This window comes from Arthrobacter sp. BL-252-APC-1A (assembly GCF_009696625.1).
GTDB lineage: Bacteria > Actinomycetota > Actinomycetes > Actinomycetales > Micrococcaceae > Arthrobacter_B.
Genome location: NZ_VULS01000002.1, coordinates 23654 through 45059, shown reverse-complemented (window position 1 = coordinate 45059; position 21406 = coordinate 23654). Strand labels below are relative to the sequence as shown.

Here is a 21406-nt window from a genome sequence, read left to right as displayed (position 1 = left end):
CTAGGACCGCATCCGCTTCCGCACCAAGTGTGTTTGGCCCCCGGTTACGCGGACAGGAGCCGGCGCAGGCGCGATTCGTCGATCTGCCAGAAGTCACGCTGCACACCGTCAATCATCAGGACGGGAATCTCCTCGGCGAACCGTTCGAGCAGCTCCGGGTCATCTGCAATCGAACGTTCCTGCCAGGGAACTCCGAGATCCGCGGAGACCCGGTCCAGAACTTCCCGGGCAGCCTGGCACAAGTGGCATCCCGGACGGGTCAGCAGAAGCAATTCGGGCACCGCGGCGTCGGGAAGGACATCATTCATGACTTCCAATTTAGTCTCCAAGCCGCATATCCGAGGCCGGGAGCTCTTTTTCAGTAGACTTCTTCCATGCCCCGATCCATGTTTGTCCGTGCCGACGATTCTCCGGCCGCGGCAGGCAACCCGGGAGAGGCCGCATTCTTCGACGTAGACAACACACTTATGCGCGGCGCCAGCCTCTTCCACGTGGCCCGGAAGATGTACCAGAAGAGGGTCTTCACTCTCCGTGAGGCCGCCGGGTTTGCAGCCAAGCAGCTGCGCTTTATGCTCCAGGGCGAAAACCTGAAGGACGTGCACAGCGTCCGGGACGCCGCGCTTGCATTCGCCACGGGCCTGGCCGCGGAAGACGTCCGGATCCTGGGCGAGGAAGTCTATGACGAGATGATCGTCTCCAAGATCTGGCCTGGAACCCGTGCGCTGACAGAACAGCACATGAGGGCGGGACGTCCGGTCTGGCTGGTTACCGGCACGCCGATTGAAGTGGCTTCAGTAATCGCCAGCAGGCTCTCCCTGACGGGGGCCCTGGGGACCGTTAGCGAAGTCAGTGACGGACTCTATACCGGCCGGCTGGTTGGCGAATTCCTGCACGGACCCGCGAAGGCCGACGGCGTCAGGGTACTTGCGCAGCAGGAGGGCCTGGACCTGGACCGGTGCTGGGCATACAGCGATTCCTACAATGACGTGCCGCTGCTCAGCATGGTGGGCCACCCAGTGGCCATCAACCCGGATGCACGGCTCCGCCGTCATGCCAGGGAGAAGAACTGGCCCGTCTACGATTTCCGTTCCGGCCGCCGTGCGGCCACCCTTGGGCTCAAGACGGCATCCCTCGCAGGGGCAGCCTACGGCCTGTGGCGGGGTTTCTCCTGGGTCCGGTCCCGCTAGCAGTCCCGGTCGAAAGGGACGCTTAAAAGCGGAAGCCCGCCAAGTCCTGACGGACGGCGGGCTTCAACGGCAGATAAGAAGAATCTACTTCTTATTGCGGCGCTGGTGGCGGGTCTTACGAAGCAGCTTACGGTGCTTCTTCTTGGCCATACGCTTGCGGCGCTTCTTGATTACTGAACCCACAGAGTCCTCACAAACTTGAATTAGGAGCCATGCCGGTCCCCGCTTCCGCCAGGCCACATGGCCCGCCAGCATCGGTTCCGGCAGTTACTAGCCAGAATGAAAACGTTCCTTAACAGGGTACCGCCTCCGCACAGCCTTTACGGACAGCGCAGACAGCACCCCAAATCAGGTTACGGCCGGAACGGATTTAGGCCGTACCGGACTGCCTGTCAATGACGGCGTTGCGCAGAACCTGCTGCACAGCAGACTCCGGAACGCGGTACGACCGCCCAAAACGGACCGCCGGAAGTTCGCCGGAATGCACGAGCCGGTAAACGGTCATCTTGGACACGCGCATGACATCCGCGACCTCTGACACCGTCAGAAACCGCACGTCCGAGAAATTGCTCTCGTCTGCCATTTATCTCTTGTTCCTTCGCTCGGAAGCAACCTGCGCCCTACACAACTGCGGCGGCGTGTCGCCTTGATGACCATCTCGTGACCGTCTAGCACTCTACTCTAGTGGCTGGAGTAACCATAGTGGAAGTTTTCCACTCCAATAGGCCGCGCTTATGACGCATTTCTACGGGTCCGTGCTGCCTGTGCGAGCACCGAAAGCACCCCGGCGGACGTCTCCCAGTCCATGCACTTGTCCGTGATGCTCTGGCCGTACACCAGCGGGCCCGGATTGGCGGCGTCGTGGGCCTGGGCACCTCCCACCAGGAAGCTCTCCAGCATTACCCCGGCAAGCTGGTGGGCACCCGCAGTTCCGGACTCAAGCTGGGCCGCCAGCTCCAGAGCGACTTCCGCCTGCCGGTGGTGGTCCTTGTTGGAGTTGGCATGGGACGCGTCGACAATCAGGCGGGGGTTCAGTCCCCGTGCGGCCAGTGCCTCCGAGGCGGCAGCAACGTGCGCTGCAGAGTAGTTGGGGCCCGAATTGCCGCCGCGCAGGATCAGGTGTGCATCCGCGTTCCCCGCGGTGCGGACCATGGAGGCGCGGCCGGAACCGTCGATTCCAAGGAACGACTGCGGAGCCGAAGCCGCGGTGCACGCGTCCAGGGCGATCTGGAGGGACCCGTCAGTGCCGTTCTTGAATCCCACCGGCATGGACAGGCCGGAGACGAGCTGGCGGTGGATCTGGCTTTCTGTGGTCCGGGCTCCAATTGCGCCCCAGCTGACCAGGTCGGCCACGTACTGGGGGCTGATGGGTTCCAGGAATTCGGTGGCCACAGGAAGTCCCAGTTCTCCCGCAGCGATCAGGAACCTCCGGGCTGCGAAGAGGCCGCTCTCAATGTCATGGCTGCCGTCCAGGTGCGGATCGTTGATCAGGCCCTTCCAGCCCACCGTGGTCCGGGGCTTCTCGAAGTAGGCGCGCAGCACTATCAGCAGGTCCGAACTGTGCTCCTGCGCTGCTTCGGCAAGGCGGCGGGCGTAGTCCAGGCCGGCATCAGGGTCGTGGATGGAGCAGGGTCCGACGACGACGAGCAGGCGGTCATCAACGCCGTCGAGCACTGCACGGACGGCTTCGCGGCCCTGGCTCACTGTCTGCGCCAGCTCCGCAGAGAGCGGCAGTTCGGCCAGCAGCTCTTCCGGTGCGGGCAGCGGGCGGAATTCGCTGACGCGAAGGTCGGTTGTGGCTTGGGAGTGCTGTGCGGTGGTGAGGTTCATGGTCCCGTATCCGTTGTGAGAATGGACCGGCGGGACTTTGCTTCAGAACCCGCCGGATATGGCGAAGGGCAAGGGAATGATCCCCTGCCCTGTTGGCTCTGAAGGTTGGCGTCAGCGTACTATCGCGCGGGCTCCTCCAGAGCCAACGAAAAATACGCATACCAACGGTTAGTCATGCCCACGACGTTAACCCTCTGGAGTGCACATGGCAATTCTCTGCGGTCACAAACCGCGTTTGTGACGGAACGCCCCAGCCGCACCCCGTAGGCTCGTGGGCACGAACAGGCTGTACTGAAAGCGAGTTTTTCCGTGACTTCCAAACCCCCGGCCCTTACGCGCAGGATTCCCCGGGTCCAGGACCTTGCACCCCTGATGCAGTTCAAGAAACCGCAGCTCGGAGCGGCGGCCAGACTGCAGAAGGCAAGCACCATCTGGGATTTGCGTGACCTGTCCAAACGGCGCACCCCGAAGGCGCCGTTCGACTACACGGACGGGGCCGCGGAAGGGGAAATCACCCTGCGCCGGGCCCGGGCAGCGTTCGAGGACCTGCAGTTCCGTCCCGGTGTGCTCCGCAACGTAGCCTCGGTGGATCTGTCCACCTCGATACTGGGGCGGGAGTCTGCCCTTCCCTTTGGCATCGCTCCCACCGGGTTTACCCGGATGATGCAGTCGGAGGGTGAATACGCCGGTTCGCAGGCTGCCGCAGCCGCCGGCATCCCGTACACGCTTTCCACCATGGGCACCGCTTCAATCGAGGACGTTGCGGCGGCAGCCCCGGACGGCCGGAACTGGTTCCAGCTCTACCTCTGGACAGACCGGGACAAGTCGCTGGAGCTAATCAACCGGGCCGCGGCAGCGGGTTTTGACACCCTGATGGTCACCGTGGATACCGCCGTTGCCGGGGAGCGGCTGCGGGATGTCCGCAACGGGATGACCATTCCGCCGGCCCTGACACTGAAGACCGTCCTGGATGCCTCCTACCGGCCGGCCTGGTGGTTCAACTTCCTTACCCACGAGCCGCTCTCCTTCGCGTCACTGAACAGGTATTCGGGAACGGTCGCTGAGCTCATCAACTCGATGTTCGATCCCACCCTGACGCTCAAGGACCTGGACTGGCTGAGGTCGGTGTGGAAGGGAAACCTGGTGGTCAAGGGCATCCAGACCCTCGACGACGCCCGGCAGGCGGTGGACCACGGGGCTGACGGAATTGTGCTGTCCAACCATGGCGGACGCCAGCTGGACCGCGCGCCGATTCCGCTGCAGCTGCTGCCGGAGACTGCGGCTGCACTGAAGGGCAAGACCAGCATCATCCTGGACACCGGAATCATGAGTGGAGGGGACATCGTGGCGGCGCTGGCGCTGGGTGCGGACTTCGCCCTTATCGGCCGGGCGTATCTCTACGGCCTGATGGCCGGCGGCCGGGCCGGAGTGGACCGGAGCATCCAGATCCTCTCGGCCCAGGCCGCGCGGACAATGGCCCTGATGGGCGTGGCCAGCGTCAGCGAACTGACGCCGGACCACGTCCGGCTGGGCAGCGGAGCCTAGATGACGCCGAGCGCCAGCATCGCGTCGGCGACCTTCACGAAGCCGCCGATGTTGGCACCCACCACATAGTTGCCCGGAGAGCCGTACTCATCGGCAGTGGCTGCGCAGCGGTCGTGGATGTTCACCATGATCTGGCTCAGCCGCTGCTCGGTGTGCTCGAAGGACCAGGCGTCCCGGCTGGCGTTCTGCTGCATCTCGAGGGCAGAGGTGGCAACGCCGCCGGCGTTCGCTGCCTTGCCCGGGCCGAAGAGCACGCCGGCTTCCTGGAAGACCTCAATGGCCTTGGGGGTGCACGGCATGTTGGCGCCCTCTGCCACGGCGACGGCACCGGACTTCACCAGCGACACGGCGTCGTCTTCGCTAAGCTCGTTCTGCGTTGCACAGGGCAGCGCCACATTGGCGCCCGCGTCCCACACCGAACCGCCGGCGACGAAGGAAACATTTCCGCCGCGGCGCTGGGCGTACTCGGATATGCGTCCGCGCTCGTGTTCCTTGATCTGCCGGAGCAGTTCAACGTCGATCCCCGCTTCATCGACCACGTAGCCGGAGGAATCGGAGCAGGCCACAACCTTGCCGCCGAATGCCTGGGCCTTGGCGATCGCGTTGATTGCCACGTTGCCGGATCCGGAGACGATGACCCGCTGCCCGTCGAGGCTCAGCCCCCGGGTCTTCAGCATCTCCTCGACGAACATCACGACGCCGTAGCCGGTTGCCTCGGGGCGGACCAGGGAACCGCCCCAGCTGACGCCTTTGCCGGTGAGGACACCTGACTCGTATCGGTTGGTGATCCGCTTGTACTGGCCGAACAGGTAGCCGATTTCACGGCCGCCGACGCCGATGTCACCGGCGGGCACGTCGGTGTATTCGCCGATGTGGCGGTAGAGCTCGGTCATAAAGGACTGGCAGAAGCGCATCACTTCGGCGTCGGACTTGCCGCGCGGATCGAAGTCGGATCCGCCCTTGCCGCCGCCAATCGGCATGCCGGTCAGGGCATTCTTGAAGATCTGCTCGAAGCCAAGGAACTTGACGATTCCCAGATAAACGCTGGGATGGAAACGCAGTCCGCCCTTGTACGGGCCAAGCGCAGAGTTGAACTCAACACGGAAGCCGCGGTTGATGCGCACGTGGCCCTGGTCATCGACCCAGGGAACACGGAAAATAATCTGGCGTTCCGGCTCGCAGATCCGCTGGAGGATCGCTGCCTCACCAAACTGCGGATGCTTGCGGAGAACCGGCTCAAGGGTGTCGAAGACTTCGACGACCGCCTGGTGGAATTCTGTTTCGCCTGGGTTGCGGCGAAAAACCTCGTCGCGCACGCGTGTGAGTGTTGCGTCCATGTGTTGCTCCTTATCGATTCCCCCTCCCGTTACTACGCTAGACCGGTCAGTGTCCGTAAGCGATGCAGGACCGGGGAAGGGGTGCCGCCTACGGGCGGCGGCGGCGGAACTTGGGCAGTGCTCCCAGCAGATCGGCAGCGCGTTCCGCGGCGCGGCCTACAGTTCGGCCCAGCTGCTGCTGGACGCTGGCGTCAACTGCCGCCGTTGGGTTCTCGGCAGTGCCGGAGGGCATCTTGGCCGCCGCTGCTGCGGCAGCGGTTTGCCGTGCTGCGCCGGGAATCCCGGCAAACAGGGAACGGCCGCGTGCTTCGCCGCTGGTTCCGGCGGCGACGCTCGCCAGGGTCGGTGTGGTGGCCTGGGCGGCGGTAATGGATGGCAGATCAAATGCGCTTAGCCATAGTACTACTTCGTCCAGGGGTGCGGTCTTCAGGGAGTAGTAGCGGCGCTGTCCTTCGGCCCGCATATCAACCAGGCCGGCTTCACGCAGGACCTTCAAATGCTTGGACACGGTGGGCTGGCTGACCTCCAGCTCCTCTACCAGTGCGCCAACGGATTTGTCGCCGCCGCGCAGCACTCCGAGAATCTCGCGCCGCGTTCCTTCAGCTATGACAGCGAAAACATCGTCAATGACCATATGCATTACCTTAGCCGGTAGAGACACTGGCTAATCGGCCATCGGGCCCGGGGGCCCTGGTCAGTCAAACCACGGGTCAAGCCCGTGCAGCGGGAAGACTTCCTTCCGGGTTGCCATGACAGTGCGGTCAATGTCGTCGTTGGGGTCGTAGCCCACCTCCCACGAACGCCACCACATGTCCACCCCGTCGCCCATCGCGGCAGGGGTATCGATCCCGTGCCGTTCCCGAACGTATTCGCGCCAGGCCGGGGGCACCGGGGTGGTCAGCGGCATGCGGGTGTTTGCAGCGACGGCGAGGAGAAGTGCCCAGGAACGCGGCACCACGCTGGCCACGTTGTAACCGCCTCCCCCGGTTGCGATCCACCGGCCTTCAGCGAACTGGTCCGCCAGCCCGGAAATTGAAAGGGCGGCCTGCCGCTGGGTATCCACCGAAAGCCGCAGGTTGGACAACGGATCGTCCCGGTGCCCGTCGCAGCCGTGCTGGCTGATGATCACCTGGGGTTCGAAGGCACCGGCCAGCTGGGGCACAACGGCGTGGAAGGCACGCAGCCAGCCGGCGTCCCTGGTACCAGGCGGCAGCGCCACGTTCACAGCCGTTCCGGGTGCGTCCGGCCCGCCTGATTCGTTGGCGAAGCCCGTCCCCGGAAAGAGCGAAATCCCCGTCTCATGGATTGAGATGGTCATGACCCTCGGATCGTTCCAGAAGATCGCCTGGGTGCCGTCGCCGTGGTGTGCGTCCACGTCGATGTACAGGACCCGGGTGTAACCGGCGTCCAGGAAGCGCGCGACGGCGGCAGCGGCGTCGTTGTAGATGCAGAAACCCGAGGCTTTGCCCGCGGCGGCGTGGTGCATGCCGCCGGCAAAGTTCACGGCATGCCGCACCTTGCCGGAGAGGACTGCCTCGGCCGCAGCCAGGGATCCGCCGAACAGCCGGGCACTTGCCTCATGCATGCCTTCGAAGGCCGGATCGTCTTCTGTGCCCAGGCCGAGCGGAGCGTTTGGACGCTCCGGATTACGGCTGATTTCCCGTACCGCGGCCACATAGGCGGGATCGTGCACCCGGGCAAGCTGGGCGTCATCAGCGACGAACGGGGCGCCCAGGCTGACCTGCGGCAGGTCGAAGATCCCCAGCTCCTTCGCCAGGCGTGCCGTGAGATCCAGCCGCAGCGGGCTCATGGGATGTCCGGGGCCAAAGTTGTATGCCAGCAACGATTCGTCCCACACAATGTGTGTGGGCACGGCGGGAAGGCTCAGCCCGGTACTCGTCATGCTCACAGGCTACGCGATCGCACCACACGGTCCCGCACCGCCGGCGGCAGGGTTAAGTGGTTTACTACTTTGCAGGACCCCGCGCACAGAACTGGACTTCACTACCCATGGCATCCCAACCGCAGCAACCGCTGCAGACGCGGCAGCGCCGTCCCCTTGGCTTCATCGTTGCGGGCAGGGACTTCATTGACGCCGTCGCCAACTCCTCACCGGCCAGGCTTGCCCTGATCGTCTTTTCCCTGGTCATTCTGCTCTTCACGGCCCTGCTGGCGCTTCCGCTGGCCTCAGCGTCCGGGCAGGCCACCGCGCTGCATGACGCACTGTTTACGGCCGTCTCAGCGGTGTGCGTTACCGGACTGACGGTGGTCTCCACTGCTGCGCACTGGTCCGGGTTCGGGCAGGTGCTCATTCTGGTGGCGATCCAGGTGGGCGGCCTGGGCATCCTGACCATGGCATCGCTGCTGGCCCTGGCCGTGAACCGCAGGCTGGGAGTCCGCGGCAAGCTGATCGCCCAGGAAGGCATGAATACCGGCCGTCTGGGCGAGGTGGGCAACCTGCTGCGGATCGTCGTCAGCACCACTGTCCTGATCGAACTGGTGCTGGCAGCCATCCTGGCTCCGCGGTTCATGGTCCTGGGCGAATCCCCGGCCCAGGCCATCTGGCACGCCGTTTTTTACGCCGTCTCTTCCTTTAACAACGCCGGGTTCACACCGCACTCGGACGGTCTGGTGCCCTACGAAAATGACTTGTGGGTGCTGGTGCCGATCATGGCCGGCGTCTTCATCGGCAGCCTTGGGTTCCCGGTGATCATGGTGCTGCTCCAGAGCCGGATGAAGACCCGGCGATGGAACCTGCACACCAAGCTCACCGTGCTGGTGTCCCTCATCCTGCTGTTCGCCGGCACGCTGCTGTGGGCTGCACTGGAATGGTTCAACCAGCGCACCATCGCCGGGATGGGGGTGGGCGAGAAGATCCTGCATGCCCTCTTCGCCTCAGTCATGATGCGCTCGGGCGGTTTCAGCCTGGTGGAGATGGCAGACCAGGATGCCTCCACCCTGGTCATCACGGACATGCTCATGTTCGCGGGCGGCGGCTCGGCGTCCACCGCCGGCGGCATCAAGGTCACCACGATTGCCGTGATTTTCCTGGCGATCGTTGCCGAGGCCCGCGGCGACACCGACGTTCGGGCCTTCGGCCGCAACATTCCCGCCGGCGCCCTTCGGGTGGCCATTTCCGTGGTCATCCTTGGAGCCACCATGGTGGCTGTCGCCACGATCGGACTGCTAATCGTCACGGAGGAAACGCTGCAGCCGGTACTGTTCGAAGTGATCTCCGCTTTCGCGACTGTGGGACTAAGCATCGGGCTGAGTCCCGAGTTGCCGCCGTCGGGCAAATACATCCTGGCCGGCCTGATGTTCGCAGGGCGCGTTGGCACGATCACCCTGGCGGCTGCGCTGGCCCTCAGGCAGCGCAAACCGCTGTACCACTACCCGGAAGAAAGGCCGATCATTGGCTGAAAGACCGCCGCACAATGCCCCCGTCCTGGTCATCGGACTGGGCCGGTTCGGCTCGGCCACCGCCGAGCAGCTGGTGAAGCAGGGCCGCGAGGTCCTGGCGATTGAGCGCGATCCGGACCTCGTGCAGAAAGCCTCCGGCAAGCTCACTCACGTGGTCCAGGCCGACGCCACCAACATTGACGCCCTCAAGCAGCTTGGTGCGCAGGACTTCTCCGCCGCCGTCGTGGGTGTTGGCACCTCCATTGAGTCCAGCGTCCTGATCACGGTGAACCTGGTGGATCTGGGTATCGAGCACCTGTGGGTCAAGGCAATTACGCCGGCGCATGGAAAGATCCTTACCCGCATTGGCGCCAACCACGTGATCTATCCGGAAGCTGCCGCCGGGCAGCGCGCCGCCCACCTCGTGGGCGGCCGGATGCTGGACTTCATCGAGTTCGACGACGACTTCGCGATCGTGAAAATGTACCCGCCCAAGGAGACCCAGGGCTTCACGCTTCGCGAGTCGAATGTGCGCTCCAAGTACGGCGTGACCGTGGTGGGGGTGAAGTCCCCGGGTGAGGACTTCACCTATGCACAGGCTGATACCAAGGTTTCCAGCCGGGACATGCTGATTGTCTCCGGGCACGTGGACCTGCTGGAACGCTTCGCGTCCCGGCCGTAGCCTCCGGCTAGCGGGAGGCGCTGAGCTCGGCCGTGATCTCCGCTGAGCGACGCTCCGCGGCGGTCATCCCGGCGCCGATGATGGCTGGCAGGTCCCGGTCGTCAAAGACGCGGATTGCCGCTTCCGTGGTGCCGTTGGGGCTGGTCACGGCCTTGCGCAGGGCTGCTGCGTCCGCGCCGGGCTCTGCAAGCATGGCTCCGGCTCCGGCTAGGGTTTCGGCTGCCAGCAGCGCGGCCAGCTCGGGGTCCAGACCCAGCTCGGCTCCGGCTTTTGCCATGGCTTCGGCCAGGTAGAAGGCGTAGGCAGGGCCCGAGCCGCTGACGGACCCGACGGCGTTGATCTGGTCCTCACGTACCTCGACTACGCGCCCGGTCCCGGAGAGCAGGGAGCGCACCAGCTTCACGGAGTCCGGGGTGGCAGCCGATCCCGGTGCCAGGGCGGTGACGCCGCGGCCCAGCTTCGCGGGGGTATTGGGCATGGTCCGGATGACGGGGGTGCCGGCCGGAAGGGCAGCTTCCATCAGTTCCAGCGGAACGGCTGCGGCAACACTCACGACGACGGTGTCCCGGCTCAGGACTCCGGCCACCTCTTCCAGCATCGCGCGCACGCCCACCGGCTTCACTCCGACGATTGCCACGTCCGCGTTTTCGGCCGCGGTGCGGTTGGCCCCGGGATCTTCGGACCCGGCGAGCACCGTGATCCCGTGCCGTTCGCGCAGCTGTGCGGCACGTTCGGCGCGGCGGACCGTGGCGGTGATCAGTTCAGCAGGGTAGCCGCCGGCCAGGATGCCGCCGAGGATGGCTTCGTTCATTGAACCGCAGCCGAGGAAGGAAAGACGGGGAAGATTCTGCATGCCACGATTCTTTCACGGTGCCTTGCACGGACCCGAAACGGCCCGATTCCAAGCGGACGCACAGCTGTTTCTAGGCTTGTGCACAACTTCGCTTCCTACAGTATTAAGTGCCTCTTGGAGGTGCGAGTGATGAAGGGCCGGTAACGGCCCCGTGGTGCCGGCGATTCGTGGACGTTTCCCCCCAACCGTCCCGAGGCAATCGCCGGCACCCGCTCGTTTAAGCCCTATTCGTCCAGCACCTGGTTCAGGTTTACCCGGGCGAACTCGAGAGTCTGGCGCAGCATCTCTTCCCGCTCCCCCGGCTCCTTGGCTTTCCGGGTGCTCACTTCGATGGCCACGGTGCCGGTGTATCCGGTTTCGGAAAGATACTGCAGCGCCTCAGCGCAGCGCTGGGTCCCTTCCCCCGGCAGCAGGTGCTCGTCCCTGCCGTTTGGAGTGCCGTCCGTCAGGTGCACGTGGCTGAGCCGGCTGCCCAGTTTGCGGATCTCTTCATAGGAATCCATGCCTGCAATCGCCGCGTGGGAGAAGTCCCAGGTCACGTGCTCATAGGGCTCGGGCAGCGGATTCCAGTGCGGCAGGTAGGCCTTCGCTTCCCGTCCCCTTACCCGCCAGGGATACATGTTTTCAACGGCTATCGTGACGCCGTACTCGTCAGCGATCCTGCGGACCCCTTCGGCAAAGTTCTCTGCGTAGCCTGACTGCCAGCGGAACGGTGGATGCGCCACAACCGTGCTGGCACCCACCTCCGCAGCCATGGCAGCCGAGAGCTCGATCTTGGTCCAGGCCTTCCCCCATACCTGCTGCGTCAGCAGCAGCGTCGGCGCGTGGATGGCCAGCACCGGCATGTGGTACCGCTCGCTCAGGCCCCGGATGGTCTCGGGGTTACGGCTGATCTGGCTGCCGGTCACCATCACCTCCACGCCGTCGTAGCCCAGGTCATGGGCAACGGCGAACGTGTCGTGGACGGAAAGCGGGTAGACCGAGGAACTGGAAAGTGCCACCGGAATCTGCGGCAGGTGGGTTCCGGTGGGCACATTGCGGGGGGAGGTCAGTGTCATAGTGGTGCACTTCCGTTCGGTTCGCCGGCGGCAGCCAGGACCAGTGCCCCGGCCGGTTCCGGCGTGAGGCTCTGGTGCCCGGCCGGAAGCCGGCCCGGTGGGTCAAGATGCAGGGTGTCAAAGCGCAGCGCGTCGAAACGCTGCAGGATCAGTCCCTCGCGCAGTGCCCAGGGGCAAATGCTCAGGGACTTTAGGTTGAAGGCTTCCATGGCGGCCTCCGCCACAAGCGCCCCGGCGAGCACCTGCGGGGCACGAAGCACGGAGACGCCGTCGAGCTCTGAACGCTGCGCCGCAGTTCTTCCCGCCAACCGCGGGATGAGCCCCGTGAGGTCAGCGCGGCGCAGCTTGCGGCGGGCATACGGACCGGCGGCAGAAGGCGCGGCCCCGGTGAGCCGGGCGAGGGAGCGGAAGGTCTTGGAAGTTCCAGCGGCGAGGTCAGGTGCACCGTATTCGGCGAATTCGGACGAGGCTTCCTGCACGACGCCGCGAATATAGCCGCGCAGCGCGTCCAGGGACGCTGCTGAGGGCGGATCGTCCCGCAGCCAGTCCCTGGTCAGCCTGCCCGCCCCCAGCGGGACCGAGACCGCGACGTCGGGCAGTTCGTCCAGTCCCTGCGCCATTTCGAAGGAGCCGCCGCCAATATCCAGGTCCAGCAGTGAACCGGCACCCCAGCCAAACCAGCGGCGGGCCGCCAAATAGGTCATGGAGGCTTCCTGCCGGCCGCTGAGTTCTGTCAGGGCAACACCGGTTTGCAGTTCCACGTACTCCAGCACGTCCGGCCCGTTGGCGGACTCGCGGATGGCGGAAGTGCTGAAGGCGAGGAGATCCTGGGCGTGGTGACGGACGGCGAAGTCACGGGCCTGCACCACAAACTCCACCAGAAGTCGCTGGCCTGCCCCGGTGATTGCACCCTGGTCATCCAGGTGGGAGACCAGCTGCAGGGGACGTTTGTGGGAGGCGAACGGAACGGGGCGCGCGCCGGGATGGGCATCCACCAAGAGCAGATGCACAGTGTTGGACCCGACGTCCAGGACTCCTAGCCGCATGATCCCATTATGCGTCGGCAGCTGCCGTGCACCTGTCCACGGTCCCGCGCAGGGAACCGGACCAGATGCACGGCAGGCGGCACCGCCTACTTCTTCGCTGCGGCGCGCTTGCGGACCGGCTTCTTGGCCGGACCCTTCTCACGCTTCTCGGCCAGGAGTTCCAGAGCCCGTTCCCGGGTCAGCTCCTCGATGGCCATGGACCGCGGAACAGTGATGTTGGTGATGCCGTCGGTGATGTACGGACCGAACCGGCCGTCCTTGACCACCACAGGCTTCTCCGAGACGGGGTCGGTGCCGAACTCTGCCAGCGGCGCCGCTGCCTGGCGTCCCCCGCGCTGCTTGGGCTGCGAGTAGATCTCCAGGGCCTGCTCGAGGGTGATCGTGAAGATCTCCTCCTCGGAGCCGATCGACCGGGAATCCGTGCCCTTCTTCAGGTAGGGACCGAACCGGCCGTTCTGCACCGTGATCTCGTTGCCTTCAGCGTCGGTGCCCAGCACGCGGGGCAGCCTCATCAGCTTCAGCGCCTCTTCCAGGGTGACCGTTTCCACGCTCATGGACTTGAACAGCGAACCCGTGCGCGGCTTCACCTTGGCAGGCTTCTTCGGGGGCTTGGGCTTGCCGTTCTTGTAATACTCAACCGGCTGGTTGGCCAGTTCCTCAGCCGTGGGCTCGGGAATGAGTTCAATGACGTACGGACCGTAGCGGCCGTTGCGGGCCACAATGGTTCGGCCCGTTTCCGGATCCTCGCCCAGGACACGTTCCTCGGGTCCGGCGGTGTTCATCAGCTCAATCGCCTTCTCGGCGGTCAGCTCATCCGGGGCCAGGTCCTCGGGAACGTTGGCGCGCTCGGGCTCGGTACCTTCCGGGGCATCCGCCGGCAGCGGCCGCTCCAGGTACGGGCCGAACTTTCCTACGCGCAGCACAATGCCGTCCGCGATTTCGATGGAGTTCACCGCGCGGGCGTCGATCTCACCGAGGTCGTTGACGATCGTGTGCAGGCCCGTGTCCACGCGGTCGCCGTAGTAGAACTGGTTCAGCCACTCAACCCGGCCGGCTTCGCCGCGGGCAATGCGGTCCAGGTCCTCTTCCATTTCGGCAGTGAAGTCGTAGTCCACGTAGTCCGTGAAGTGCTCCTCCAGCAGCCGGACTACGGAGAACGCGATCCAGCTGGGCACCAGTGCCTGGCCCCGCTGGGTCACGTAACCGCGGTCCATGATCGTGGAGATGGTGGCCGCGTACGTTGACGGACGCCCAATTCCCAGCTCTTCCAGCGTCTTCACCAGCGAAGCTTCGGTGAAGCGCGGCGGCGGGGAGGTCTCGTGGCCGATTGCGCCCAGCTCGGCAGCGGTCAGCGGATCATCCTTTTTCAGGATGGGCAGGCGGCCGCCCTCGGAACCTTCGTCTTCATCCCGGGTGGCGTCGTGGCCTTCCTCGTAAGCGGCCATAAAGCCGCGGAACGTGATGACGGTGCCGGAAGCGGAGAACTCGGCGTCCCGCCCGTCGGCGGAGACTGCGCCGAGCTTGACGGACGCCGTCGAGCCCTTGGCGTCTGCCATCTGGGAGGCGACGGTGCGCTTCCAGATCAGCTCGTACAGCTTGAACTCGTCGCCGCGCAGCGAGGACGCAACCTGGGCCGGTGTGCGGAAGGAGTCACCGGCGGGGCGGATGGCCTCGTGGGCTTCCTGCGCATTCTTGGACTTGCCCTTGTAGACGCGCCGGGCTTCCGGAACGTATTCGGGTCCGTACAGTTCCGAAGCCTGGCGGCGCGCCGCGTTAATGGCCTGGTCCGAAAGCGCCGAGGAGTCGGTACGCATATAGGTGATGTAGCCGTTTTCATACAGGCGCTGTGCCACCTGCATGGTCACGCGCGAAGAGAAGCGCAGCTTGCGGCTGGCTTCCTGCTGCAGCGTGGAGGTGGTGAAGGGCGCTGCCGGGCGGCGGGTGTACGGCTTGGTTTCAAGTGAGCGGACAGTGAACGACGCCGACTGCAGGCCCTCGGCCAGCGAGAGAGCTGCCGCTTCATCCAGGTGGGTGACGTTCTTGGACTTGAGTTCACCGCGGTCGGTGAAGTCCTTGCCGGAAGCGATCCGGGCGCCGTCGACCGAGGTCAGCCGGGCTTTGAAGGACTCGGAAGAGGCAGTGGCGAAGGTGCCGAGCAGGTCCCAGTAGGAGGCGGAGCGGAACGCCATGCGCTCCCGTTCGCGCTCTACGACGAGGCGGGTTGCCACGGACTGAACCCGGCCGGCGGAAAGGCCTCGGGCCACCTTGCGCCAGAGAACAGGGGAAATCTCGTAGCCGTAGAGGCGGTCCAGGATGCGGCGGGTTTCCTGGGCATCGACCATTGAAATGTCGATGTCACGCATTTCCTGCAGCGCCCGCTGGATCGCTTCCTTGGTGATTTCCGGGAAGGTCAGGCGATGGACGGGAACCTTGGGCTTGAGCACCTGCAGCAGGTGCCACGCGATGGCTTCGCCTTCGCGGTCACCGTCAGTTGCGAGATAGAGTTCGTCGGCGTCCTTGAGCGCGGCCTTGAGTTCCGCGACTTTCTTCTTCTTGTCCGAGGAGACGACGTAGTAGGGCTCGAAGTCCTTGTCCAGGTCAACGGCGAACTTACCCACGGAGGTCTTCTTCAACTCTGCGGGAAGGTCCGAGGGCTGGGGCAGGTCACGGATATGACCCATCGATGCCGTGACCTCGAAGCCGTCGCCGAGATAGCCGGCGATCGTCTTGCCTTTGGCCGGTGACTCGACAATTACCAGCTTCTTCTTCTTGCCGGTCGACTTGTCCGTTGCCTTAACTGGCACTGTTCTCCTACGTACGGGGGTGGATCAAAAAGCGGATGAGGGATGGCACGGGCAGGGCTCCGCAGGCTCGCTCATCCTTAGACAGTATGGGGAATCCCCAAGCACAAGGGTAACCATAACTGCACAGCCGGGCAGACGCAGACCAATTTCGGTGTGCGCTGCCTTACTGCTCCGCCGGCAGAAGGAACCCGTCCAGGACCAGGTTGCGTACCTCTTCTTCCAGCGCGGGGCCGAACTCCGGGTCCTCACGGCCCAGCAGCGCTGCCAGGGCGGCGATGATCGCTCCGGCGGGCAGCTCACCGTCGCACGCTGACACAAATCCGGTCAGTTCGGTACTCATCAGGTTGGTCCGCCGCAGCCCGGCTCCCTGGCGGAGCAGGATCACACCGGGGTGCTCTGCGCCGGGGCGGGCGTGGCGTTCCTCGGTGACGTCATCCGCCACTACCAGATGCTCGGCTGCCAGGTCAGGGTGCTCCCGGGTCCAGTCGAAGCGTTCGACGGAGGCAGCGAGGTGCGGGGCAAGGGGCGACTCAAGGGGGTGGGTGATTTCCTCGAAGCGGCGCAGCGGGGCCGACTTCGGGTCCATCCTCCGGCGCATCCACACCGTGCCGAAGCCGATGCCTGTGGTCCCGCGCGAGGCGAAATCCTGCAGGTACGCGGCGTAGGAGGCCGCATACTCAGCCCGGTCACGGTTCTCGGCCGCGTCCCTGAGCCACATTTCGGCATATTCAGCGGGGCTGAGGACTTCACGCTGGATAACCCAGGCGTCCATTGTGTCCGGCAGCCAGGAACGAAGCCGTGCGTTCCAGGCGTCCTTGCTGTCCTCCGGGCCCTGGATCTCCCAGTTGCCGAGCATCTGGACAGTGCCTCCAGGCGCAAGGACGGATTCGAGGTCCCGGAAGAGACCGGAGACGATCCCGTCTCCCGGCAGCCCACCGTCCCGGTACGTAAAGCGGTCTTCGGCTTCCTCACCCGGCACCCGCGGAGTAATTACGAACGGCGGGTTGGATACCACCTGGTCAAACTGTTCCCCTGCTACGGGCTCCAGCATGCTGCCAAGCCGCAGGTCCACCCGCTCCTGGAGATGTTCAGGATCCAGGCCCAGCGAGGGGGCATTGAGCACCAGGTTGAACCTGGTGAAGCCCAGTGCCCGTTCGGAGATGTCCGTAGCCGTGACGTGCCGGGCGTGCCCGAGCAGGTGGAAGACCTGGATTCCGCAGCCGGTGCCCAGGTCCAGTGCCCGGTCCGCCGGAGCGCGCAGGCTCAGCTGGTTTCGAATTCATAGGGGCGCAGGTCCACGGCGGCGCGCAGGAGCTCCGGGGCTGCCGGATCCTTTTCGGCCAGTCCGAGTTCCCTCAGGCCTGCGGCACCGGTCCGGGGGAAGGCCTCGTCCGCCTGCTCTACAGGCACGGACTCCCCCACCAGCCACAGCGCCACCGCCGCGGCTACCGCGGTTGCGGTGCCGGCGGCGGCTGCTTCACGGCAAGCGAGCATGGCCGGGACCAGCTGGTCCCGGCCAAGCGCAGCGTTTGCCTCTTCGCCGAGGAAGGCGGCGACGCCGTCGACCGTGTAGCCGGCGTCCTGGAGGTCAGCGGCGAGCGCAGCCAGCAGGGGGAGGTTTGAGCTTTGCGGGGTGCCCGGAACACAGGAGAAGTCAGTCACTCCTCCAGTCTAGGTTCCGTGCCCGCTCCTCCCCTCCGCTTTAGGCCCGGCGGGGAATCTTGATGAACGGGGCCAGGACGACGGCGGCGGTGGCCAGCAGAGCGCCGATGATGAAGGCCGTGTGGCCGCCGGAGAACAGCGAGTCCGCCAGTTCAGAGCCTGCGTCGAGTTTCGCCGCGGAGAGCATGGACAGTACCGTCACGAAGATGGTGGTGCCGATTGCGCCGCCGAGCTGCTGGCCGGTGTTGAAGATGGCCGATCCGTGCCCGTAGAGCCGGGGCTCCACTGTGGCCAGGGCGGCGGAAAGCAGCCCGGTCATCAGCATGGCCAGGCCAATGCTGAACACGATGTGGGAGACGGTGAAGACCCAGAGCGGGGACTCCGGTGTAACACCGACGTACAGCCATTGGCCCAGCGCCAGCATCGCGGCACCGGGAATGAGCACCGGGCGGGGGCCGAAGCGGTCAAAAACGCGGCCAAAAACGGGCCCGACGGCGGCCTGGACCAGTCCGCCGGGGAGGAGCATCATGCCGATGGTCAGGGTATCCAGGCCACGGCCGGTCTGGAGCATGATCGGCACGATCACGACGGTGCCGAGAAGGGTTCCCATTGCGACCATGATGAGGACGACGCTGATGGTGAAGTTCCGGTTCCGGAAGGGTGCCAGGTTCAGCAGTTCACGGCCGGACCGGGTCAGGACGATCTGCCGTTTGATGAACAGCGCCAGGGAGCCGGCGCCGACCACAACGCTGGCGCCGAGCAGGACGAGGTTCTCTGATGCATGTTCCAGGCTGGAGATCGCGTAGACCAGGAATCCGAATGCCAGTGCGGAGAGAATCACCGAGGGCACATCCACCGGCAGCTTGCGGGTGGATGAGGGGATCTTGATGAAGATAATCCCGAGCAGCAGGATGATTACCGCCAGTGGTGTCATCAGCACGAAGATCCAGTGCCAGCTGAACGCGTTCACAATTGCGCCGGAGACGGTGGGGCCAACTGCGGGACCAACGGAGATGACGATCGAGTTCAGGCCCATGATGGCTCCGCGCTTGTGCATGGGGACGAGCGTGAGCGTGGTGGTCATCAGCAGCGGCAGCACAATGGCCGTGCCGACGGCCTGGATAATCCGGGCCACCAGCAGCACTGCGAAGGTGGGCGCGAAGATGGCCAGCAGCGTGCCGACCAGGAAGCTCGAGAGTGCAAAGATGAACAGGCTCCGGGTGGTGAAGCGCTGCAGGAGGAACCCGGTCGTGGGAATCACTACAGACACGGTCAGCAGGAACCCGGTGGTCAGCCACTGCCCCGCTGCGGCGGTGACCTGCAGGTCCGCCATGATCGAGGGCAGTGCCACGGTCAGGACTGTCTCGTTCAGGATCATCAGGAACGCGGCCAGCGCCAGCGCCCCGATGATTCCGGTCAGCTGTTTTGTGGAAAGTGCCGGACGGGGCGGAGCGGCTGGCTTTCCGTCCAGTTCAGCGGTGGTGCTTTCGTGACTCAAGGATTCCCTCGGTTTCTGTTGGACTTGAACCGGAAAATACTGTCACACTCTGCCATCTTTTCTATAATCGAAGTGGCATACTGTGACAGAACACAAGCACTCGTGCACTGCGAAGAAAGCTGGGACGGCGTGGGAAAACGCGAAGACCGTAAGGCCGCCACAAGGCGTGACATCCAGCTGGCAACCCTGGACCTGCTGGAGACAGCCGGGATGGATGCCACCACGGTTGCCCGTATCGCGGAGCAGGCCGGCATTTCCGAGCGGACATTCTTCCGTTACTACGATTCCAAGGAAGCGGCCGCCGTACCCGGGCAGGGGGAACTGCTCGGGTCACTTCTGGCCCGTGAGCTGCAGTCTTCCTGGTCCCCGGCGCGGATCCTCCGCGAGCTGATGGATGCGTCCAGGCAGCAGTTCGCCTACGAGGTTGAGCAGTCCGAATTCAAACGCATCTCCCGGCTGCTGCTGCGTGAGCCGAGGCTGCTGCAGGCAGTGTCCCGCCAGGAGATGCATCTGGTGACCGTGCTCAGTAAGTCGCTGCAGGAACGGGGCCTGCTGGAAACGATGCAGGCACAGGTCCTGGCGGAACTCGTTGCCTGTACGTGGCGCATCGCCTGGCAGTGCTTTGCCCGTGAGGAAAGCGCCGGCAGGGCCTCAGATCCTGCAGCGCTTTTCGAGCAGGCTGTGGCGAGCCTCGCCGAAGCTACTGCTCCGGCTGCCTTCGGGAAATAGCTGCACGGACGTAGCTGCACTGCACGTCGGTGCACTGCCGGAGTGTCCCAGCTGCCGGTGCCACAATGCCTCCGGGTCCGGAAGGCCGCGGGCCTGAAATTAGGCTTCGCAGCCGTCCGGGCAGCGCAGTGTTGAGGGATCCGCGGCGCACTCGGCGCAGTAAAGGGTCAGCTTGCGGCAGGAGGGGTTGGAGCAGTTTTCGAACTTGCTCGTGGGCGCGTGGCACCGCACGCACTCACCGATGGTGACGGCGTCGTCCGTGAACTCCATGTGCATCCGCTTGTCGAAGACATAAAGCGAACCCTCCCAGAGGCCTTTGTCCCCATAGGTTTCTCCGTAGCGGACGATTCCGCCCTGCATCTGGTAGACCTCGGAGAACCCCCGGTTCACCATTAGCGCGGAAAGCACTTCGCAGCGCACGCCGCCGGTGCAGTACGTGACCACGGGCTTGTCCTTCAGGTCGTCGTACTTGCCCGACTCAAGTTCCTTGATGAAGTCGTGGGTGGTCGAAACATCCGGGACAACAGCGCCCTTGAACTTGCCGATCTGGGCTTCAAAGGCGTTGCGGCCGTCGAAGAAAACAACGTCTTCTCCATCTGCACGCTTCTTCTCCACCAGCTCATGCAGTTCTTCCGGGCGCAGGTGCGTCCCGCCGCCTACCACGCCGTTCTCATCCACCTTCAATTCGCCGGGGGCGCCGAAGCTCACGATCTCGGGGCGGACCTTCACGCTCAGGCGCGGGAAGTCCTCGGCCGAGCCTTCGGAGTACTTGATGTCCATTTTCTTGAACGCAGGGTACTCGCGGGTTGCTTTGACATAGGCCTTGACGGCGCTGAGTTCACCGCCGACGGTTCCGTTGATGCCGTCCTTGGAGACGAGGATCCGGCCGCGCAGGCCGAGCTTTTCACACAGCGCACGCTGCCAGAGCCGGATCGCTTCCGGATCGGCAAGAGGGGTGAAGGCGTAATAGAGAGCAATTCGATTCAGGGCCACGTATTAAGGGTAGACCGGCGGGCGAAATCCGGTTTTACCGGTCTGCCCTCCCGCGCGTGGCAGGCGGGGGCTAGGGTTTCTCCATGAACGGACTAACCGATGATCTCCTGGAGACCTGGGTAACCGGGTGGGCCAAAGCCCGTGGCTACCAGACCCGCCATGAGGGTCGGTTTCCGGCCGCTTTCCTGCACGATAAAACCAATGACTGGGAGTATTTCGCCCTTGAGCCGTCCCATGACGAGTTCGCGGCGCTGGCGTCATCGGCCAGGCAGGGGGCCGGGCGGCTGTTCACCATCGTGACGTCCCGGGTGGCCGATCTGTACGGTGCCGCCAACGTCTACGGATTGTCTGTCCGGTCCACGGATGAGGTCTTTATGGTCCTGCCCATGGAAGGACAGGACATTGAGGATCCAATTCCGCCGGACAGCTACACGGCCCAGACCTTCCGCAGCGGCACCGGCGGACGGGTGGAGGTCAGCTTCGGGGAGATCCCGGCGGCCCGCGGACATGTGGCAGTGGTTGACGGGTTTGCCGTCTATGACCAGATTGCCACCGAGCCGGACTTCCGCCGCCAGGGGCTGGGCAGTTACGTGATGCGGGCCCTGACCGCACTGGCCCTGGAACATGATGCCGAGACAGGGCTGCTGATCTCTCCCGCAACAGGCCTGGAGCTGTACCGCTATCTGGGCTGGGAGTCCCTTGCAAGCGTCATGATGTTTGAGCCGCGGCTGTAGATTTCGCCCGCCGCGGACCGGCCGGTATCCGTGTCCCGAACGCACGGGT

General features: G+C 64.7%; 21 protein-coding genes. 6 read left to right on the top strand and 15 right to left on the bottom strand.

Annotation, left to right across the window (positions count from 1 at the left end; translation table 11 throughout):
• Positions 1-44: 44 nt before the first annotated feature.
• Positions 45-308, bottom strand: coding sequence for a glutaredoxin family protein (locus tag FYJ28_RS02920; RefSeq protein ID WP_055239166.1), 264 nt, complete (start codon positions 306-308; stop codon positions 45-47).
• A 66-nt stretch (positions 309-374) separates the two neighbouring features.
• On the opposite strand from FYJ28_RS02920, the gene FYJ28_RS02915 reads away from it, so the two are divergent.
• On the top strand, positions 375-1187 hold the full coding sequence (locus tag FYJ28_RS02915) for an HAD family hydrolase (protein ID WP_154578255.1): 813 nt from the start codon (positions 375-377) through the stop codon (positions 1185-1187).
• An 84-nt stretch (positions 1188-1271) separates the two neighbouring features.
• Here FYJ28_RS02915 and FYJ28_RS02910 read toward each other — a convergent pair whose 3' ends face one another.
• The 3 genes from FYJ28_RS02910 to FYJ28_RS02900 all read right to left on the bottom strand — a co-directional run bounded on the left by FYJ28_RS02910 (position 1272) and on the right by FYJ28_RS02900 (position 3017).
• The gene (locus FYJ28_RS02910) at positions 1272-1370 is read right to left on the bottom strand and encodes a 30S ribosomal protein bS22 (protein WP_003792170.1); all 99 of its coding nucleotides are present in this window, start codon (positions 1368-1370) and stop codon (positions 1272-1274) included.
• Positions 1371-1557: 187 nt separating this feature from the next.
• Positions 1558-1770 carry a helix-turn-helix domain-containing protein gene (locus FYJ28_RS02905; protein ID WP_055239164.1) on the bottom strand — a complete coding sequence of 71 codons (213 nt, stop codon included), beginning with the start codon at positions 1768-1770 and terminating at the stop codon, positions 1558-1560.
• 149 nt (positions 1771-1919) lie between these two features.
• Positions 1920-3017 carry a 3-deoxy-7-phosphoheptulonate synthase gene (locus tag FYJ28_RS02900; RefSeq protein ID WP_055239163.1) on the bottom strand — a complete coding sequence of 366 codons (1098 nt, stop codon included), beginning with the start codon at positions 3015-3017 and terminating at the stop codon, positions 1920-1922.
• Between the two features lie 309 nt (positions 3018-3326).
• Here FYJ28_RS02900 and FYJ28_RS02895 point away from each other — a divergent pair, with 309 nt between their 5' ends.
• A complete protein-coding gene (locus FYJ28_RS02895) occupies positions 3327-4562 on the top strand; it encodes an alpha-hydroxy acid oxidase (protein WP_442778567.1) in 1236 nt (411 codons plus the stop codon).
• Here FYJ28_RS02895 and gdhA read toward each other — a convergent pair.
• The 3 genes from gdhA to FYJ28_RS02880 all read right to left on the bottom strand — a co-directional run bounded on the left by gdhA (position 4559) and on the right by FYJ28_RS02880 (position 7802).
• The gene (gene gdhA, locus FYJ28_RS02890) at positions 4559-5899 is read right to left on the bottom strand and encodes an NADP-specific glutamate dehydrogenase (RefSeq protein ID WP_055239161.1); all 1341 of its coding nucleotides are present in this window, start codon (positions 5897-5899) and stop codon (positions 4559-4561) included. The genes FYJ28_RS02895 and gdhA overlap by 4 nt on opposite strands.
• Before the next feature lie 88 nt (positions 5900-5987).
• Complete coding sequence (locus tag FYJ28_RS02885; protein ID WP_154578254.1) at positions 5988-6533, bottom strand: ArsR/SmtB family transcription factor; 546 nt, start codon at positions 6531-6533, stop codon at positions 5988-5990.
• 60 nt (positions 6534-6593) lie between these two features.
• Positions 6594-7802, bottom strand: a complete 1209-nt coding sequence (locus FYJ28_RS02880; protein WP_055239159.1) for an acetoin utilization protein AcuC — start codon at positions 7800-7802, stop codon at positions 6594-6596.
• A gap of 107 nt (positions 7803-7909) precedes the next feature.
• On the opposite strand from FYJ28_RS02880, the gene FYJ28_RS02875 reads away from it, so the two are divergent.
• A complete protein-coding gene (locus FYJ28_RS02875; RefSeq protein WP_154578253.1) occupies positions 7910-9319 on the top strand; it encodes a TrkH family potassium uptake protein in 1410 nt (469 codons plus the stop codon).
• Complete coding sequence (locus FYJ28_RS02870) at positions 9312-9980, top strand: potassium channel family protein (protein ID WP_055239157.1); 669 nt, start codon at positions 9312-9314, stop codon at positions 9978-9980. The genes FYJ28_RS02875 and FYJ28_RS02870 overlap by 8 nt, the downstream gene beginning before the upstream one ends.
• Positions 9981-9987: 7 nt before the next feature.
• Here the strand turns inward: FYJ28_RS02870 and proC are convergent, their stop codons facing one another.
• The 7 genes from proC to FYJ28_RS02840 all read right to left on the bottom strand — a co-directional run bounded on the left by proC (position 9988) and on the right by FYJ28_RS02840 (position 18901).
• Positions 9988-10833: a pyrroline-5-carboxylate reductase gene (gene proC, locus FYJ28_RS02865; RefSeq protein WP_154578252.1), complete on the bottom strand. Its 846-nt coding sequence runs from the start codon at positions 10831-10833 to the stop codon at positions 9988-9990.
• A 224-nt stretch (positions 10834-11057) separates the two neighbouring features.
• Positions 11058-11891: a sugar phosphate isomerase/epimerase family protein gene (locus FYJ28_RS02860; protein WP_154578251.1), complete on the bottom strand. Its 834-nt coding sequence runs from the start codon at positions 11889-11891 to the stop codon at positions 11058-11060.
• Positions 11888-12937 (bottom strand): Ppx/GppA phosphatase family protein, encoded by a 1050-nt coding sequence (locus FYJ28_RS02855; RefSeq protein WP_154578250.1) that lies wholly within the window; start codon positions 12935-12937, stop codon positions 11888-11890. Before FYJ28_RS02855 ends, FYJ28_RS02860 begins: the two co-directional genes overlap by 4 nt.
• An 86-nt stretch (positions 12938-13023) precedes the next feature.
• On the bottom strand, positions 13024-15741 hold the full coding sequence (gene topA / locus FYJ28_RS02850) for a type I DNA topoisomerase (RefSeq protein ID WP_326831477.1): 2718 nt from the start codon (positions 15739-15741) through the stop codon (positions 13024-13026).
• A 163-nt stretch (positions 15742-15904) separates the two neighbouring features.
• The gene (locus FYJ28_RS02845) at positions 15905-16939 is read right to left on the bottom strand and encodes a hypothetical protein (RefSeq protein ID WP_326831526.1); all 1035 of its coding nucleotides are present in this window, start codon (positions 16937-16939) and stop codon (positions 15905-15907) included.
• A 65-nt stretch (positions 16940-17004) separates the two neighbouring features.
• Entirely contained in the window at positions 17005-17403 is a 399-nt protein-coding gene (locus FYJ28_RS17600) for a DUF7059 domain-containing protein (protein WP_326831476.1), read from the bottom strand.
• A 40-nt stretch (positions 17404-17443) separates the two neighbouring features.
• Complete coding sequence (locus FYJ28_RS02840) at positions 17444-18901, bottom strand: MDR family MFS transporter (RefSeq protein ID WP_082413236.1); 1458 nt, start codon at positions 18899-18901, stop codon at positions 17444-17446.
• Positions 18902-19030: 129 nt separating this feature from the next.
• Between FYJ28_RS02840 and FYJ28_RS02835 the strand changes: the two genes are divergently transcribed.
• On the top strand, positions 19031-19630 hold the full coding sequence (locus FYJ28_RS02835; RefSeq protein WP_055239151.1) for a TetR/AcrR family transcriptional regulator: 600 nt from the start codon (positions 19031-19033) through the stop codon (positions 19628-19630).
• A gap of 99 nt (positions 19631-19729) precedes the next feature.
• On the opposite strand, the gene trhO is transcribed toward FYJ28_RS02835, so the two are convergent.
• Positions 19730-20623, bottom strand: coding sequence for an oxygen-dependent tRNA uridine(34) hydroxylase TrhO (gene trhO / locus FYJ28_RS02830; RefSeq protein WP_055239150.1), 894 nt, complete (start codon positions 20621-20623; stop codon positions 19730-19732).
• 83 nt (positions 20624-20706) lie between these two features.
• Between trhO and FYJ28_RS02825 the strand changes: the two genes are divergently transcribed.
• On the top strand, positions 20707-21357 hold the full coding sequence (locus FYJ28_RS02825) for a GNAT family N-acetyltransferase (protein ID WP_055239149.1): 651 nt from the start codon (positions 20707-20709) through the stop codon (positions 21355-21357).
• Positions 21358-21406: the final 49 nt, after the last annotated feature.

What these genes read in the sequence shown, in the direction of transcription:
- FYJ28_RS02900 (WP_055239163.1), bottom strand. Translation starts at nt 3,017, where the DNA reads ATGAACCTCACCACCGCACAGCACTCCCAAGCCACAACCGACCTTCGC.
- FYJ28_RS02905 (WP_055239164.1), bottom strand. Translation starts at nt 1,770, where the DNA reads ATGGCAGACGAGAGCAATTTCTCGGACGTGCGGTTTCTGACGGTGTCA.
- FYJ28_RS02860 (WP_154578251.1), bottom strand. Translation starts at nt 11,891, where the DNA reads ATGACACTGACCTCCCCCCGCAATGTGCCCACCGGAACCCACCTGCCG.
- FYJ28_RS02885 (WP_154578254.1), bottom strand. Translation starts at nt 6,533, where the DNA reads ATGGTCATTGACGATGTTTTCGCTGTCATAGCTGAAGGAACGCGGCGC.
- gdhA (WP_055239161.1), bottom strand. Translation starts at nt 5,899, where the DNA reads ATGGACGCAACACTCACACGCGTGCGCGACGAGGTTTTTCGCCGCAAC.
- FYJ28_RS02920 (WP_055239166.1), bottom strand. Translation starts at nt 308, where the DNA reads ATGAATGATGTCCTTCCCGACGCCGCGGTGCCCGAATTGCTTCTGCTG.
- proC (WP_154578252.1), bottom strand. Translation starts at nt 10,833, where the DNA reads ATGCAGAATCTTCCCCGTCTTTCCTTCCTCGGCTGCGGTTCAATGAAC.
- FYJ28_RS02880 (WP_055239159.1), bottom strand. Translation starts at nt 7,802, where the DNA reads ATGACGAGTACCGGGCTGAGCCTTCCCGCCGTGCCCACACACATTGTG.
- FYJ28_RS02915 (WP_154578255.1), top strand. Translation starts at nt 375, where the DNA reads ATGCCCCGATCCATGTTTGTCCGTGCCGACGATTCTCCGGCCGCGGCA.
- FYJ28_RS02875 (WP_154578253.1), top strand. Translation starts at nt 7,910, where the DNA reads ATGGCATCCCAACCGCAGCAACCGCTGCAGACGCGGCAGCGCCGTCCC.
- FYJ28_RS02825 (WP_055239149.1), top strand. Translation starts at nt 20,707, where the DNA reads ATGAACGGACTAACCGATGATCTCCTGGAGACCTGGGTAACCGGGTGG.
- FYJ28_RS02855 (WP_154578250.1), bottom strand. Translation starts at nt 12,937, where the DNA reads ATGCGGCTAGGAGTCCTGGACGTCGGGTCCAACACTGTGCATCTGCTC.